A 15,237-nucleotide genomic window follows, 5' to 3' on the forward strand; every position below is an offset into this window, starting at 1 on the left:
TCTTTATAGCTTGACGCTCAACAGTGATCAAATTACGTTGTGCGTAACTGGATTACGATAAAAATAACTTCCTTGCAGAGGACGATCCATGCACCTGGACTACCTGTCGGGCTTCGGCAATCAATTCACCAGCGAAGCCTTGCCCGGCGCCTTGCCCGTCGGCCAGAACTCCCCGCAAAAAGCGCCCTACGGGCTGTACACCGAGCTGTTCTCCGGCACCGCCTTTACTGTGGCGCGCAGCGAAGCCCGGCGCACCTGGCTGTACCGCATTCAGCCGTCGGCCAATCACCCCGCGTTCGTCAAACTGGAACGGCAGTTGGCCGGCGGGCCGCTGGGTGCGGTGACGCCTAATCGCTTGCGTTGGAACCCGCTGGATATTCCGGATGAGCCGACGGACTTTATCGACGGCCTTGTGGGAATGGTTGCCAATGCCGCGTCGGAGCAGCCCTCAGGCATCAGCATCCATACCTACCGTGCCAACCGCTCGATGGAGCGTGTGTTCTTCAACGCCGATGGCGAACTGCTGATCGTTCCCGAGCAGGGCCGCCTGCGCATCGCCACCGAGCTCGGGGTGCTGGAGGTTGCGCCGCTGGAGATCGTCGTGCTGCCGCGCGGGCTCAAATTCAGTATCGAACTGCTCGACGCACAGGCCCGTGGCTACGTTGCCGAAAACCATGGCGCGCCGCTGCGCCTGCCGGACCTGGGCCCGATCGGCAGTAATGGCCTGGCCAACCCGCGCGACTTTCTCAGCCCGGTGGCGCACTACGAAGATCTGAAAAAACCGACAACGCTGGTGCAGAAGTTCCTCGGCGAACTCTGGGCCTGCGAACTCGACCATTCGCCGCTGAACGTGGTGGCCTGGCACGGCAACAACGTGCCGTACAAATATGATCTGCGCCGCTTCAACACCCTGGGCACCGTGAGTTTCGATCACCCCGACCCGTCGATCTTTACCGTCCTGACCTCGCCCACCAGCACTCACGGCCTGGCCAACCTCGACTTCGTGATCTTCCCGCCACGTTGGATGGTGGCCGAAAACACCTTCCGTCCGCCGTGGTTCCACCGCAACCTGATGAACGAATACATGGGCTTGATCCAGGGCGCCTATGACGCCAAGGCTGAAGGCTTCCTGCCCGGCGGCGCATCGCTGCACAGCTGCATGAGCGCCCATGGCCCGGACGGCGAGACCTGCACCAAAGCGATCAATGCCGACCTGGCGCCGCACAAGATCGATAACACCATGGCCTTCATGTTCGAGACCAGCCAAGTGCTGCGGCCCACCCGGTTCGCCCTTGAGTGCGAGCAGTTGCAACCTTCTTACGACGCGTGCTGGGCATCGTTGCCCGCCACCTTCAACCCGAATCGGAGATAACCATGACGCAGCCAACCCTCACCCGTAGCTGGGTCGCCTCCGCCAACGGTCACCCTGATTTCCCGTTGCAAAACCTGCCCCTGGGCGTGTTCAGCATCAACGGTTCTGCCCCGCGCAGTGGCGTGGCGATTGGTGACTGCATTCTCGATCTGCACGCCGCCCTGGATGCTTTCGAAGGCCAGGCCCGCCGCGCGGTCGAGGCCACCGCTGGCGGCCAGTTGAATGCCTTTTTCGAACTCGGCCGTGGCCCGCGTGTGGCGCTGCGTGAACGCCTGCTGGCGCTGCTGGCCGAAGGCAGCTCGCTGCAGGCGCGTGAAGCCCAGGTGCTGCATCGCGCCGCCGACTGTCAGATGCACGTGCCGGCCAGGATCAACGACTACACCGACTTCTACGTCGGCATCGAACACGCGCAGAACGTCGGCAAACTGTTCCGTCCCGACAGCCCACTGATGCCCAATTACAAGTATGTGCCTATCGGCTATCACGGCCGTGCGTCGACCATTCGCCCGTCGGGCACCGAGGTGCGTCGCCCCAAAGGCCAGACCTTGCCGGCAGGCCACAGCGAACCGGTTTTCGGCCCCTGTGCGCGGCTCGATTACGAACTGGAGCTGGGCATCTGGATCGGCCAGGGCAATGCCATGGGCGACGCGATTGCCATTGGCGATGCGGCCGAGCATATCGGCGGTTTCTGCCTGCTCAACGACTGGTCGGCGCGGGATATTCAGGCCTGGGAGTACCAGCCGCTGGGGCCGTTTTTGTCGAAAAGCTTCATCACCACGATTTCGCCCTGGGTGGTGACGGTGGAAGCGCTGGAGCCATTCCGCAAGGCGCAGCCGCCACGGCCTGAAGGCGACCCACAACCGCTGTCCTACCTGCTGGACACCCGCGATCAAGCCGCCGGGGCGCTGGATATCGAACTCGAAGTGCTGCTGCTCACCCAGGCGATGCGCGAGCAGGATCTGCCGGCGCATCGCCTGGCCCTGAGCAACAGCCTGCACATGTACTGGACCGTGGCGCAGTTGGTGGCACACCACAGTGTCAACGGTTGCCAGTTGCAGGCCGGTGACCTGTTCGGTTCAGGCACCTTGTCCGGGCCCCAGGCAGGGCAGTTCGGCAGCCTGCTGGAGATGACCGAAGGCGGCAAGCAGGTGGTCGAGTTGCCGAATGGTGAGGTGCGCAAATTCCTCGAAGACGGTGATGAAATCATCCTGCGCGCGCGCTGCCGCCGTGACGGGTTTGCGTCCATCGGGTTCGGTGAATGCCGGGGTACTGTGATCGCGGCGCGCTGAGAGGGCAGGGCGATGCAACTTTATACTTACTACCGTTCGACCTCGTCCTACCGGGTGCGTATCGCGTTGGCGCTCAAAGGCCTGACGTTCAATGCGGTGCCGATCAATCTGCTGGTGCCGCCGGGCGGTGCGAACCATCAGCCCGAGTACCTTGCGATCAACCCGCAAGGGCGCGTCCCGGCGTTGCGCACGGACGACGGCGAACTGCTGATTCAGTCACCGGCGATCATCGAGTACCTGGAGGAGCGCTATCCGCAGGTGCCGTTGCTGTCCACGAATCTGGCGACCCGTGCCCACGCGCGTGCGGTGGCGTCGATTATCGGCTGCGATATTCATCCGCTGCATAACTCCAGTACCCAGAACCTGCTGCGGCAGTGGGGGCACGATGAGGCGCAATTGCTGGAATGGATCGGCCATTGGGTCAGCCAGGGATTGGCGGCGGTGGAGCAGTTGATTGGCGATGAAGGGTATTGTCTGGGCGAGCAGCCTGGGCTGGCGGATGTGTTTCTGATTCCGCAGGTATATGCCGCGCAGCGCTTCAAGGTGTCGTTGGAGGCGTATCCGCGAATTCAGCGGGTATCGGCGCTGGCGGCGCAGCATCCGGCGTTTGTCCGGGCACATCCCGGCAGTCAGGCTGACGCGCCTTAGTTTCAAATGCGGGAGACTCTGTGGCGAGCGAGCTTATTGTGGCGAGCGGGCTTGCCCCGCGTTGGGGTGCGAAGCGGCCCCCAATCCAGCAAACCGCGGTGTACCTGATACGGCTCAGCGCCTGGTTTTGGGGCTGCTGCGCAGCCCAACGCAGGACAAGCCTGCTCGCCACAGGGAATCTGCGCTTAACTGACTTGCATTAGAGCAAGCCTGCTCGCCACAACAGGCCCTCTTGCCATAGGAATGCAAGTGTTCAGTGCACGACCGAGTTGGGGGGCAGATGACCCAGCCGTTCGGCCAGGCGCAGACGCTGGATCGGGTCTTCGCTGAGCAGCAGCGCATGTTCCAGGTCAAACCGCTCGGCGTTGGGGCAGTCCAGGCGCTGATAGAGGCTGGCCCGCGCCAGGTAGTCGGCGGCGCTGGCGTTGCCCAGTTCCAGTACGCGTTCGGCGTCGATCAGGGCGGCCAGGTAATCATCGTTGGACAGGTGCAACTGCCGCAGGTTACGTGACAGCCGTTGCAGGATCGAGCGCGGCTCGGCGGTGTGCAGGTGTTCGGATTTCAGCGCGAGGTTGGGGCCGTATTGACGTTGCAGCAGCTCGCGGCAGTCGTTGGGGTAGAGGCGTCGACCGCCGCAGGGGTCGAGCAGATGATCGGCCCCCGGCACGCGCAGCAGGAAGTGGCCAGGGAAATTCACGCCCTGCAGGGGAATCTCCAGACGCCGCGCCAGTTCCAGCGCGATTAGCCCCATAGCCAGTGGCTGCCCGCGCTTGCGTTGCAGTACCTTGTCCAACAGGGCAGCGGCGGGGCGCAGAGGGGTGAAGTCGTCCTGAGCGAAGCCCAGGTCGTTCATGCGTCGCAGCAGCGGCTGGCCGAGTTCATCCATTGGCAATGTCGGCATGGCCAGGCCGACCTGTTGCTGCAGCAAGGCGAGATCACGCAGGATGGCTGACGGCTGCACGGCCGCGTCATGCTCGGCGGCAATCCACAGCGCGGCTTCGAACAGCGCCGGGGGCGAGCGTTGCAGACAGGCGAAAAAGGCTTGGCGGGGAGTCATTGCATTCTCCGGCAGATGCCCCGTTTTAGCCTTGCTGCGAATATACGTCCAGTGTCTTGAAAAATATCCTACGTGCTTATGTCGGAACGCCTACGAAATCTGCCTGCTTATTCCAGCACGCTTCAGCGAATTTTTGCCGCGAGCCTATACTTGGCCCACGACCAGACGTGATCCGGGAGCTTGACGATGTTTGCTCTCATGAACAGTACCCGCCTTGAATCGCTGCACCTGAGCACCGACCCGGTGACCGGCCTCAAGGCGATCATCGCTATTCACAACAGCCGCTTCGGCCCGGCCTTGGGAGGCTGTCGCTACCTCGCCTATCCCGATGACGAAAGTGCCGTGGCGGATGCTGCGCGCCTGGCCCAGGGCATGAGCTACAAGGCGGCCCTGGCCGGGCTTCCGGTGGGCGGCGCAACGGCGGTGATCCTGCGGCCTGCCCACGTGGAAAACCGCGCTGCGTTGTTTGAAGCCTTTGGCCGTTGCATCGAGCAACTGGGCGGACGCTACATCACCGCCACCGACAGCGGCACCTCGGTGGCCGACATGGATTGCATCGCCCAGCACACCCGTTTTGTCACCAGCACCAGCGCCGCTGGCGACCCCTCGCCCCACGCGGCCATGGGCGTGTTCGCCGGTATTCGCACCACGGCCATGGCTCGCTTGGGCAGTGACAACCTTGAAGGCTTGCGCGTGGCGATCCAGGGCCTGGGCAATGTGGGTTACGCGCTGGCCGAACAACTGCACGCCGCCGGCGCCGAACTGCTGGTCAGCGACATCGACCACGGCAAGGTGCAACTGGCCATGGAACAGCTCGGCGCGCACCCCATCGCCAACGACGCCTTGCTTAGCACCCCCTGCGATATCCTCGCGCCCTGCGGCGTCGGTGCCGTGCTCAATCGCCAGAGCGTCGCCCAACTGCGCTGCGCCGCCGTGGCCGGTTCAGCCAGCGCACAATTGACCAACCTGCAGATCGCCGACCAACTGGAAGGGCGCGGCATCCTCTACGCACCGGACTACGTGATCAACTCCGGGGGGCTGATCTACGTGGCCCTCAAGCACAGTGGCGCGCAATTGCCGACCATTACCGCACACCTGTCCAACATCGGCACGCGCCTGACCGAAATTTTCGCCCATGCCCAGGCCGAAAAACGCTCACCCGCACGGGTGGCCGACGAACTGGCCGAACGTCTGCTCTACCGCTGACCGGGCATTAAAAAGGCCCTGAATCAATGATTCAGGGCCTGTTCAATTCGGGCTTTATTCCGCCGCTGCGTTCAGCAGCTCGGACAACGCGTCCGGCTGACTCTTGAACGCCTTGGCAAACACATCGCGATTCTTCGCCATGTAGATGCCGGCTTCCTCCACCTGCTGCTCGCTCAGGGACGGCACGGCTTTTTGCAACACTTCTGCCAGCAACTCAGCGAGTTCAAGCATTTTGTCATGACGGTCAGCTTCGGCTTTATCCATGATTTTCTTCCATGGAAACTGCCTAGATACCTCCAGATTGGGTGTGAGTGAATCTGTGAGGGTTGAGCTCTGAGCAGCGGTGCGATAGTTTAAGCATGTGGCCAGCGAAGCCTGATTTCCCACAGCTACTGACTTCGTGTTACTGCGTTTCGCGTGACACGACATGGCTGTGCAAACGACCCAAATGTCGGGAGCACAGCCATGCATTGCACTGAAAAAAATTCTCGCCCTATAGCAGGCAATAAGCCAAGCTCAATTTTTGACGAGTCACCATTCTCTCATAGCAGGAAAGAGTGGCTGCCGAATGGGCATCCGATAAATATATTGGATGTGAAAAGCATCATATTAACTATGTGGTGCTGCTCGGCGCTCAACCTGTTCTCATATCTATGGCCTGTCGGCTGTTGCCTTACAAAAAATGACTTAACTGCCGGTTGCCTATCCGAGGGTGGGAAGGGAGCAGGGCTATGTTGAAAAGTGGCCTGGTTTATAAGCTGTGCTCATTTGTTGTTGAGGACTCTGTTCAGTATATTGTCATGCATCGATTAAATTTAACTATTCCAATTAGCGCCTCTATTTACATCGCTCGATTATCCCAGAAATATCGTACTAGGGGCGGTACGTTTGGGCTAAAGGCGCGTCATATTACGTATTTGTATAGCTGGGCAGACGCTCACCGCTATGATTTAGAGCACGCTTTGTTTAGCGCTTCAGGAGTTGATGACTTTTGTGTTCAACAATTTTGCGAGTGGTTAGGTCAAAGACGACATAAGGGTAAATGTTTGGATGCGGAATATCTTAATCAGATTATAAATAATTGTAGAGATTTAATTATCTACTTTATTAGGCGGTGCTCTATGGCTAGCGCGCTTGATAAAAGTATTGAAATATCCGCTCATTTAGATGTCTGGAGAGAATATCGCCAGCATGAAGAAAGTGATAGAGATTTTGATGATCTTTCGGATAAAGAATATGAGAAGGTGGAAAGCGCGCTTCGTGGTGTGAAGGAGTTTGGAGATATGACTTCATTGGAGCTGCGAAATTATATTCTCTGGCGTTTAGCATGGGAGTTTGGACTGCGTATTGGGGAAATTCTGGCTTTACGTTTAGAAGACATCTGTGAAGAGGGGGGATTTAAGTATCTCGCTATAGTGCGAATAAATCATAGAACTGAACTAGATCCACGAGCGCCAAACCAACCGAGAGTAAAAACAAAATCTCGTGAATTGGGTTACTTAAACGCTAATAGCGACTTGCCAGAAATCTTGGATATATACCTGAGTCAACACCGGCGAGCATGGCGGCTTGTAAAAAATGAAAAGATTTTGACTCAATTTTTACCCCATAATTACGTGTTTATTGCTCATGATTCTACCGCCAATGCACTCTCTTTGTCCGGTGCTCAAAAGGTAGCGGAGAATATTTCGAAGAAGTCTGGTGTCCATCTACGCTGGCATCGTAATCGTCACTCTTTTTTTAATCGGGCGTATGAAGACGCACTTAATAGCAAGCTTCCAAAAGAAAATATTCGAGATTTAGTGTATTTCGGAGGTTGGGCCAGCGAGCGCTCTTTGGAGCTATATATAAAGCGTGTCACCAGGGAAAGGGCAAAACAAGGTCTTCAGGCTCTGAATCTTGAGAAGGTGGTGTAATGGCCAATTGCGTTCATTTTTTTTGCAAGATTAATAACGTATTACCTGTAAAGATATCTGTATCAGGAGACGTGTGGTTTTGTACTTGGAGAAAAGGTTGTCAAATCGATTTCTCAAGCTATTCTTTACCAAGCTCGATTATCGATGCAGCAAAAGCATCGCTTCGCTATAGATTGCGAAGTACTGGTCCTGGTTCGATAGATGCTGTTAAGTTTTTATTGAGAGATTTGTCTATTTGTTGGCAAGGATCTTGGGTGGATTTTGGTTCTCTCACATTGTTCATGGTGACAGAAATATGGAACTCTGCAGTGGCAGAGAGCAATAGGGAATTCAGAAAGGAGCTTGTTCGATTCTATAAATATTGCGAAAATAATTCTTTGTGCGGTGCGGAAACAGCGATTTACAAAAGGATGAGAGGCTGGAGGTGCACTAGCGGTCGTAAAAATTATAGAGATCTTTTGGCATGGCATCCCCGGTATGGCGCCATGATCTCAGGTGAATTCGAGCTTGTGCGGTTAGCAGTTTCTTCTGCCGCTTCCGAAGAAAGCCAAAATGATCATTACATCAGGATTTTGCTATGGATCTGCATTGAAACGCTAAAGCGGCCTGGCCAAATTCTTGAGATGACCGCCGATGCGTTGACGACAGTATTTACTTCAGACGGCAGTAGTTCCTATTTTCTGACTATTCCCAAAGCAAAGCGTCAACTAGGCCGGCCACCAGAAAAATGGCCGATTACTTGTGATCTTGCAGCCGAACTCGAGAAGTTTTGCAATAGACCTAGCGTTCACGCAGACCAAATTTCCTGTAACCGTCTTCTAGTTTGTATTTATGCCAATCCTAGAAGACCTAACTATAATCTATCTGGTTTCATTAAGCGCTGGGTCGAACAGCGAAATATCATTAGCTCTCGTACCGGTGATTTTATCCATTTAAGTCCTAGGCGGATAAGGCATTCAGGCGCTACGGCACTTGCACTAAGAGGCATGCCGGCTCCGCAAATTCAGTACATTTTGGAACACGACAGTCCTGAGTCGTGTTACGTCTATATAGATGCAATCGGTTCTGAGTTATGTCCTCTAGTTGAAAAGGTTGACAGGAAACTAGGTGGGATTTTTTCTGGATTGCTTGAAGCTTACTTTCTTGGGCGAATTGGGACGAAACAAGGTGCGCCGATATTGATACCTGTCTCGGAGACTCCTGCGGTTGTAGGTGGTTGCAACTCTAATAATGGGTGCAGTAAGCATCCTTTTTTTAGTTGTTATAATGGTTGTAGATATTTCATCGCATGGAGAGGGGCTGATCATAAAAAAGCGCTAGATTATGTTCAACGTGAACTAGATGTATGGCGTTCGGCTGAGGGAAGGTATGATCGGAGTAAGTCAATAAAGGACTTTGAACGTGTTTATACAGGGATCACCCAAGTTATTCAGGAAATAAAAAAAGGGGAAGGGTGTGAGTGATATAGTTCTGGTTAAAAAATTTATCTCATCTGTTGAGTATGGTGACTCACTTGAGGTTATGTTTGATTCGCTCCGTTATACTCTTCCCACAGGGCAAGATATGCTTGAAGACCATTGGGAGCTTATTTTGTGGAGCTCCAGGCCTGGAAATGCTATCACAAAATCTCTAACTTTTTTAGATTATAAAAATGAGGATTTAAAGTTTTTAGTTAAGCTTTGCATTTTGGATAAGCGTCAGCGAGGTGCGATTTCCTTAGAGGCTATAATGTCCTATTATTATGCGCTTTTAAGTTTGGATTATATGTTGGCCGATCGTAAAGTTTCAAGTATGGATTCTGATGACTTTAGTCGTGTGGAACAATTTTGGAAAGAAACTCGGAAAGATGGTTACACTACTTATTATAGGGTTCTTCAATCATTTGCAAATTGGTACTCCAGTAATTTTGACCCATCTATTTCATATGTGGCGCCGGATCCAAGACGAGCCTCGTATGGACGCGAAGGCACTGATGAGGGGCGAAAAGCTAAGAAAATTTCGGATGAGGTTGTAGCATCAATTTTTTCCTTGGCAGGCGAGGAAGATCTTGCATTAAAAGACAAATTTCATTTGAACGCTTTTGTGTTGGAAGTAGTTCTTCAGGGGCGTATCAATGAATTGGCTACTTTGCCAGTAGACTGCCTTAATAAAGATATGTGCGCGCTCCGGGTTTTTTCAGAGAAGAGTGGATTGCTAGATTTTAGGATATTTCCACGAGTGTTACTTCCGGTTGTAGAGCGATCCTTAACGTTTCTTAAGTCGACGACTGAAGAGGGTCGGGAAATAGTGAAGAGGCTACGGCAGGACAAATCCTTGGACTGGAGTAGAATTGTAAAGGAACCCTCGGCTTTGCGCTATCATGTGAAGAAAGCTGTCTCACAATGGGTGATTGAAAATAACTTGCTTGACCCTAGTTCGGTTTGGTGTCAGAGCCAGAAAAAATTCATAGATCCTAAATATTTTTTGATATGTAATCGGTACTCAAAAGTCCGCGCAGCCGAACAGTGTGGTTTGAGTTACAAAAGCTTTTTGGAACTGCATGATAAGCAAGTAGCCTTAACACAGGGTAAGGTGTTGCTAATTAACCAGAGCGAGCGCTTTTTTTGTGATCCGTTCAACTTATCCCATTGCCGGAAAGTCAGAATTAATCCAAAAGCTCTCTCGCTTAAGGCTCTTGAGAGAAAGTTAGAATATTCTTTGTATGGTTACAAAGAGGTTGTTCGTGAAATTTTAGATGAAGGGCTGAGGGCTCAGCTGCTGGGACAAAAAATTCCCCTGCCGAAGTTTGATAGTTACTTTGAAAATGAGTTTTCAAAGATAATTTTACCTGTGGTCGCTATCGATGGTGTGACGATTTTGGAGCCGGAACATGCCCTATTTATTGTTCCTAGGTCGCTCTTGAGTACTGAGGTTACTCGGTTAAACGATTACTCACTAATTACTCATGGGATGTTCAGAGAGTGGTTAAACACATCCATGACAGGGGAGTTTTCACTTTTCTCAATCCGAGGAATTATTGATCCCAAGACAGGGCTAACTCCTAACTTTAAGTGGCATGATGTTCGTCATTGGATGCAGACTATCTACCTAAAAGGAGGGTTGACAGATATTCAGGCCAGTATGCTTGCCGGGAGGAGGTTAGCGAGACATGCAGCTGTCTATGACCAAATTTTGGCTAAGGATAGGTCTATCGGACTGGCGCAAATGCGTGAGGATATACGTGAAGGGAAAGTGTTTGGTGTAGTTCCCGATACATTTAAAAAAATACGCTTGAGTAGTGAGAGTGCAGCTGAAGAATATCTAAGTGCTTCAACTCAAACCGTGAGTTGGATGCCTCACGGAAGTTGCTCTTTAAATGTTGTACTAACTCCATGTCAGAATCATCTGTCATGTTTCGTAGATGGCAAGACTGGTAAATGTTGCTCGAAACTCGTGATTCACATCGAGGATCGTCAGGCCGAACAGCAATTAGAGAAAATTGCTGAGAATGCAAAGTTTATGATTTCCCATATAAAAAATTTGGGTGGTGAGCACTCTCCTCAGTTCGGACACTTTGAAAAAATTCTGTTCAATGTAAACGATGTCCAGCAGGCCGTTTATGCGAATAAATTCGGAGGGCTCGATGAGAACTGATTTTGATCACGAACAATCAAGAGCTCATGGTCGCAAGCAGAATAGAGGAAAGAAACTAGAGGATAAGCTTCGTACGCTTCTTGCCGATTGGTGTAGAGAAATCACAGGGAGTGGCCGTAAATGGGTGTATACACAAGCGGCATTTGCGAAATATGCCGGCGTTTCCAGAGAGACGATTCGCAGCAAACAGCTTCACTTGGATGGGCTGATTGCTGAATTAGATAGTTCCCGTCGTTTATCAAACGGCTCAGTGGGGCTGAAACAAGCCGTTGCCAGTATCAGTAATTTAAAAAATGAAAATGCTGATTTAAAAGCTCAAATATATTCGCTGCAGATTCAGCATGTACGAATGTTTGAAAAGCTTTATAAGAAAGCTCGAAATCTTTCGGTTCTGGTAGAAGGCGATTTGCCTTTTGCATCGATCGGTCACTGCCCATTGTGCGGATGTACTAATCGCATGTTGCCGCTGACCGAAAACTGACCCAGTAGAGGCTCTTGGGGATGCGGCGGAAATCTTGGACTACCTGGAGGTAGTTCATGTATTCATACGAAGACCGTATCCGAGCGGTCAAGCTCTACATCAAACTGGGCAAGCGAACCGGGGCAACTATTCGTCAGTTGGGCTACCCGACGAAGAACTCTTTGAAGAGCTGGCACGCAGAGTATGAGCGATGCCTCGACCTGCCGCGTGGCTACGAGAACTCGAAGTCGAAGTACTCTCTGGCCCAAAGGGAAAAGGCTATCGGGCACTATCTCGAATACGGTCGCAACATCGCCGCGACCATCAAGGCGTTGGGCTACCCCGCGCGGGATTCGTTGCGTGCCTGGATTTACGAAATGCACCCCGAGTTGCATACGCGTATTGTCGGTCGATCAGACGGGTTAGCCCGGCCGCCAGCGGTGAAGCAGGCAGCGGTCATCGCGCTGTGCACGCGAAAAGAAAGTGCGAAAGCCCTGGCTCAAAAGCTGGGCGTGTGCAGGCCGACCTTCTACAACTGGAAAAATCAGCTACTCGGCCCAGAGGTATCCCCATCCATGAAGTGTCGGCTTGAACCCTCATCGTCACCGGAACGAGAGGAGTTGCAGCGGCAACTCGAATCTCTCCAGCTCGATGTTCGCCGTTTGCAGCTTGAACATGACCTGCTGATGAGGGCGAATGAACTCATAAAAAAAGAGACGGGCATCAACCGGCAAGTCCTGACCAATCGGGAGAAGACATTGCTGGCTGATGCCCTAAGGCCGAGGTACTCCTTGCTAGAGCTGCTTGACGCGTTGGGCTTGGCCCGAAGCTCCTATTTCTATCATCGAGCCCGAATGCAGGTCGCGGAAAAGTACACCGAAGTGCGTCGTGCCATGGCGGACATATTCGAGCGCAATCATCGTTGCTATGGCTACCGTCGGATGCGTGCTTCGTTGAGCAGGCAGCGTGTGCGCCTTTCAGAGAAGGTGGTGCAGCGCTTGATGAAGCAGGAGTGCCTAGTCGTCGCCAAGCCGAAACGGCGTCGATACGGTTCCTACCTCGGGGAAATCAGTCCGGCGCCGGAAAACCTCCTCAACCGCGACTTCAGGGCCCTAGCTCCGAATGAGAAATGGCTGACCGACATCTCGGAGTTCCAGATCCCGGCAGGCAAGGTGTACCTGTCCCCCATGATCGACTGCTTCGATGGGAAGGTAATCAGTTGGTCGATCGGCACGCGTCCCGACTCCGAGCTTGTGAACACGATGCTGGATGCCGCTGTCGAAACGGTGGCCAGCAACGATAAACGGCCTGTTGTTCACTCCGATCGTGGCGCTCACTACCGCTGGCCCGGCTGGTTATCGCGCATCGCTGATGCGAAGCTGATTCGTTCGATGTCGCGCAAAGGCTGCTCACCTGACAACGTGGCTTGTGAAGGTTTCTTCGGCCGACTGAAAACGGAGCTGTTCTATCCTGGCAACTGGCAGTCAACGAGCATCGAGCAGTTCATTCAGGCCTTGGATTCATACATCCGCTGGTACAACGAAAAACGTATAAAGATTTCCCTCGGCGCGCTCAGTCCCATTGAGTATCGTGAAAGCCTGGGCTTAGCGGCATAACCAGTCCAAGTTTTTGTCCGCATCCCCGGTGGGTCAGTTTTCAATCAGCGCCAACACTCTACCTAAAGCAGGCAAGCCTAATGCAGTCCATGGACGGAATATTTGTGTATTCATGTCAGCATCCTTTAGTCGTAATGCATCTGATCACCGGCTATTTTCCGTCAGGTCGTTGTATTTCGATGGTTGGCCGACCGTTGCTGCTATTGGGACGAACAAGAGTTCGCCTACCGTCTTCTAAATTCCCCAGACACACACCGTTACCATTGTCTCCCACATTTGAGGGATTCATTTAGGCAAAATCTTTGTTGGCTTCCCATCCAATATTTGAGCGTCCCAAAAGGGTGCTTCACAGTCTGGCGGCGAGCCTTCATCTTTTCCGGGTCATGCTCCAGCCGAACCTGCATCGCGTCGTTTACTGCCTCATGTTCCCAGCGCTTAACACGGCGCTCCTTACACGTCGTACATTGTTTTTGCATTGAGCAGGACTGACAGCCCGAGAAGTAGTAACAATACAATAACATGCCGTCTTCCATCGACGAATACCGCCTGCTTAGTAACTGCCCCGCAGGGCATCGATATTCGTCCGACGACGCAAGATAGGCGAAATCCTGCTTGCCGAATCTGCCTTCGGCTTTGCTGCCAGATGTAAGGGGTTTCTGTACGAAGTAACGCTTTCCTGCAGAACTTTTGCATACAGCACCTCAGACTGAACATCCTCAGGTAGGGCGATCATTTTATATGCCGATGGCGGTATTTCGGCGCCCATGGCTAATGACGTACTGAGCAGAACGGCTATGGCCGCTAGATGCTTGCAAATGGGGCGTTGTAATAGGCTAGGCTCTTGCGTTTGGCTAGGAGTTTCAATTCGACTAAAGTGAAGATGGCTTAGTGATTTTTTGCCTGCTCTTGTGCATCAAGATCTCCAATAGGGCTGTGAGTAGTTAAGCGCTTTAGTTTTTGCTTATCCTTTGCATCGACTCGATATATGGTTCCTCATAATCGCATATTTCCAGCTAGCGGACGACTCTTCTAGAGTAACCAGAATTTTCTGGTTGTTTCAAGCGAGCATTGATGCAAAATAGAAGGATACAAAAGATAACGAAAAAATCATTTAGGTGCAAATAGTTTTAATGAGGGGCGTTGGGGGGGGGCGGGAAATTGTTCTTAATGTTTTTCATTGATGCAAATTTAGATGATTTTTTTGCTGAAATTTGAATGCCTCCGATGGGTGTATGGTTTTTATTAATTGTTTCTTCTGGTTGTGTCGAGATTGATCTTTTGACGAGCTGAAAAGTTCAGTGCTTCAAGGGGGTATACAAAGAAATGAGATGGTGCTTTGTTGAGTTATCTGAGAGTTAAATAAATATTGCCCGGAGCATATATATGTCTGGAATAATGGAAAAGGGACTTAGGTACAGGATAGATCATCCTATGCTTAAGGATGTGTGGATCATTAATGGAGAAATATATTATCATAATATTGGCTGGATTTCTAGCGATGATGGATCAGAGGTCTCGGTTCAAGGTCGCATTATTTTTAGCTCATGCGATGGGTTATTTGAGGTGCCTCAAGCTTGGTCTGGCCAAATAAATGTATCCGGCATGAGCGTTATGTTTCCAGATGGTGCTGGGAGATTTCCTATCTACCTAGACGAAGAAAGCCGTTCTTCTAAACGGAAAGCTCAAAGAAAGCTATATGAGTCTGAGTGTCATCGTTTCAATCATAAGCTTAATAGCATAGTTTCTGAGGTTTTCCGTCGGCTTGACGTCCCGATTGTTACAGAAGCTAAGTTGGCGTTAATTGACATGCTTAAATCTCTGCAGTTCAGATTTGAGAGGGATATCAGTATCATTCGTCTTGGAGGTTATTTTAAAGGGCTGGAGGCGGTATCTGCATTGAAAAGTGCCGATATTTCTATGTTGTGGATTCAGGTGCAACGCCTAGCCGAAATGGGCCTCGCCTTAGCAGCGTGTCGGGAAAAAAATAGTTTATAGTATTTTAGTTGTATGGTTAATTGGGGGTGTTTCTCGCCCCTCCTC

Annotated in this window: 12 protein-coding genes and 1 pseudogene; 10 read left to right on the top strand and 3 right to left on the bottom strand. The window is 52.2% G+C overall.

Annotated elements, in window-relative coordinates; all coding sequences use genetic code 11:
• Nucleotides 1-88: 88 nt before the first annotated feature.
• From hmgA to maiA, 3 genes are read left to right on the top strand one after another with little or no spacing between them, the layout of a single operon-like run.
• On the top strand, nt 89-1,372 hold the full coding sequence (gene hmgA / locus TU75_RS05390; protein WP_060548375.1) for a homogentisate 1,2-dioxygenase: 1,284 nt from the start codon (nt 89-91) through the stop codon (nt 1,370-1,372).
• A 2-nt stretch (nt 1,373-1,374) separates the two neighbouring features.
• Nucleotides 1,375-2,661, top strand: coding sequence for a fumarylacetoacetase (fahA, locus tag TU75_RS05395; RefSeq protein WP_003234185.1), 1,287 nt, complete (start codon nt 1,375-1,377; stop codon nt 2,659-2,661).
• Between the two features lie 12 nt (nt 2,662-2,673).
• Nucleotides 2,674-3,309: a maleylacetoacetate isomerase gene (maiA, locus tag TU75_RS05400; protein ID WP_003234183.1), complete on the top strand. Its 636-nt coding sequence runs from the start codon at nt 2,674-2,676 to the stop codon at nt 3,307-3,309.
• A 253-nt stretch (nt 3,310-3,562) separates the two neighbouring features.
• On the opposite strand, the gene TU75_RS05405 is transcribed toward maiA, so the two are convergent.
• Complete coding sequence (locus TU75_RS05405) at nt 3,563-4,366, bottom strand: SirB1 family protein (protein WP_060548376.1); 804 nt, start codon at nt 4,364-4,366, stop codon at nt 3,563-3,565.
• A 186-nt stretch (nt 4,367-4,552) separates the two neighbouring features.
• On the opposite strand from TU75_RS05405, the gene TU75_RS05410 reads away from it, so the two are divergent.
• Entirely contained in the window at nt 4,553-5,572 is a 1,020-nt protein-coding gene (locus tag TU75_RS05410) for a Glu/Leu/Phe/Val dehydrogenase family protein (protein WP_060548377.1), read from the top strand.
• Between the two features lie 54 nt (nt 5,573-5,626).
• On the opposite strand, the gene TU75_RS05415 is transcribed toward TU75_RS05410, so the two are convergent.
• Nucleotides 5,627-5,836 (bottom strand): YebG family protein, encoded by a 210-nt coding sequence (locus TU75_RS05415; RefSeq protein WP_015371240.1) that lies wholly within the window; start codon nt 5,834-5,836, stop codon nt 5,627-5,629.
• Nucleotides 5,837-6,303: 467 nt separating this feature from the next.
• On the opposite strand from TU75_RS05415, the gene TU75_RS26250 reads away from it, so the two are divergent.
• Genes TU75_RS26250 through TU75_RS05430 form a run of 5 tightly spaced genes read left to right on the top strand, consistent with a single transcriptional unit; the run spans nt 6,304 to nt 13,197 of the window.
• A complete protein-coding gene (locus tag TU75_RS26250; RefSeq protein ID WP_082630291.1) occupies nt 6,304-7,488 on the top strand; it encodes a site-specific integrase in 1,185 nt (394 codons plus the stop codon).
• Nucleotides 7,488-8,951, top strand: a complete 1,464-nt coding sequence (locus TU75_RS26255) for a tyrosine-type recombinase/integrase (protein ID WP_082630293.1) — start codon at nt 7,488-7,490, stop codon at nt 8,949-8,951. Before TU75_RS26250 ends, TU75_RS26255 begins: the two co-directional genes overlap by 1 nt.
• Nucleotides 8,944-11,121, top strand: coding sequence for a hypothetical protein (locus TU75_RS05425; RefSeq protein ID WP_141719110.1), 2,178 nt, complete (start codon nt 8,944-8,946; stop codon nt 11,119-11,121). Before TU75_RS26255 ends, TU75_RS05425 begins: the two co-directional genes overlap by 8 nt.
• Nucleotides 11,111-11,602, top strand: a complete 492-nt coding sequence (locus tag TU75_RS27285) for a hypothetical protein (protein WP_141719109.1) — start codon at nt 11,111-11,113, stop codon at nt 11,600-11,602. The genes TU75_RS05425 and TU75_RS27285 overlap by 11 nt, the downstream gene beginning before the upstream one ends.
• A 56-nt stretch (nt 11,603-11,658) precedes the next feature.
• Nucleotides 11,659-13,197 (top strand): IS3 family transposase, encoded by a 1,539-nt coding sequence (locus TU75_RS05430; protein WP_060548380.1) that lies wholly within the window; start codon nt 11,659-11,661, stop codon nt 13,195-13,197.
• A 308-nt stretch (nt 13,198-13,505) separates the two neighbouring features.
• On the opposite strand, the pseudogene TU75_RS26260 reads toward TU75_RS05430, so the two are convergent.
• A pseudogene (locus tag TU75_RS26260) lies at nt 13,506-13,877 on the bottom strand (IS5/IS1182 family transposase); the annotation flags it as partial.
• A 751-nt stretch (nt 13,878-14,628) separates the two neighbouring features.
• Here TU75_RS26260 and TU75_RS05435 point away from each other — a divergent pair.
• On the top strand, nt 14,629-15,192 hold the full coding sequence (locus TU75_RS05435; protein WP_141719108.1) for a hypothetical protein: 564 nt from the start codon (nt 14,629-14,631) through the stop codon (nt 15,190-15,192).
• The last annotated feature ends 45 nt before the right edge of the window (nt 15,193-15,237 follow it).

Source organism: Pseudomonas poae (genome assembly GCF_001439785.1).
GTDB lineage: Bacteria > Pseudomonadota > Gammaproteobacteria > Pseudomonadales > Pseudomonadaceae > Aquipseudomonas > Aquipseudomonas poae.

What these genes read in the sequence shown, in the direction of transcription:
- TU75_RS05430 (WP_060548380.1), top strand. Translation starts at nt 11,659, where the DNA reads ATGTATTCATACGAAGACCGTATCCGAGCGGTCAAGCTCTACATCAAA.
- TU75_RS05405 (WP_060548376.1), bottom strand. Translation starts at nt 4,366, where the DNA reads ATGACTCCCCGCCAAGCCTTTTTCGCCTGTCTGCAACGCTCGCCCCCG.
- TU75_RS05410 (WP_060548377.1), top strand. Translation starts at nt 4,553, where the DNA reads ATGTTTGCTCTCATGAACAGTACCCGCCTTGAATCGCTGCACCTGAGC.
- TU75_RS26250 (WP_082630291.1), top strand. Translation starts at nt 6,304, where the DNA reads ATGTTGAAAAGTGGCCTGGTTTATAAGCTGTGCTCATTTGTTGTTGAG.
- TU75_RS05415 (WP_015371240.1), bottom strand. Translation starts at nt 5,836, where the DNA reads ATGGATAAAGCCGAAGCTGACCGTCATGACAAAATGCTTGAACTCGCT.
- fahA (WP_003234185.1), top strand. Translation starts at nt 1,375, where the DNA reads ATGACGCAGCCAACCCTCACCCGTAGCTGGGTCGCCTCCGCCAACGGT.
- hmgA (WP_060548375.1), top strand. Translation starts at nt 89, where the DNA reads ATGCACCTGGACTACCTGTCGGGCTTCGGCAATCAATTCACCAGCGAA.
- TU75_RS05435 (WP_141719108.1), top strand. Translation starts at nt 14,629, where the DNA reads ATGCTTAAGGATGTGTGGATCATTAATGGAGAAATATATTATCATAAT.
- TU75_RS27285 (WP_141719109.1), top strand. Translation starts at nt 11,111, where the DNA reads ATGAGAACTGATTTTGATCACGAACAATCAAGAGCTCATGGTCGCAAG.
- maiA (WP_003234183.1), top strand. Translation starts at nt 2,674, where the DNA reads ATGCAACTTTATACTTACTACCGTTCGACCTCGTCCTACCGGGTGCGT.
- TU75_RS26255 (WP_082630293.1), top strand. Translation starts at nt 7,488, where the DNA reads ATGGCCAATTGCGTTCATTTTTTTTGCAAGATTAATAACGTATTACCT.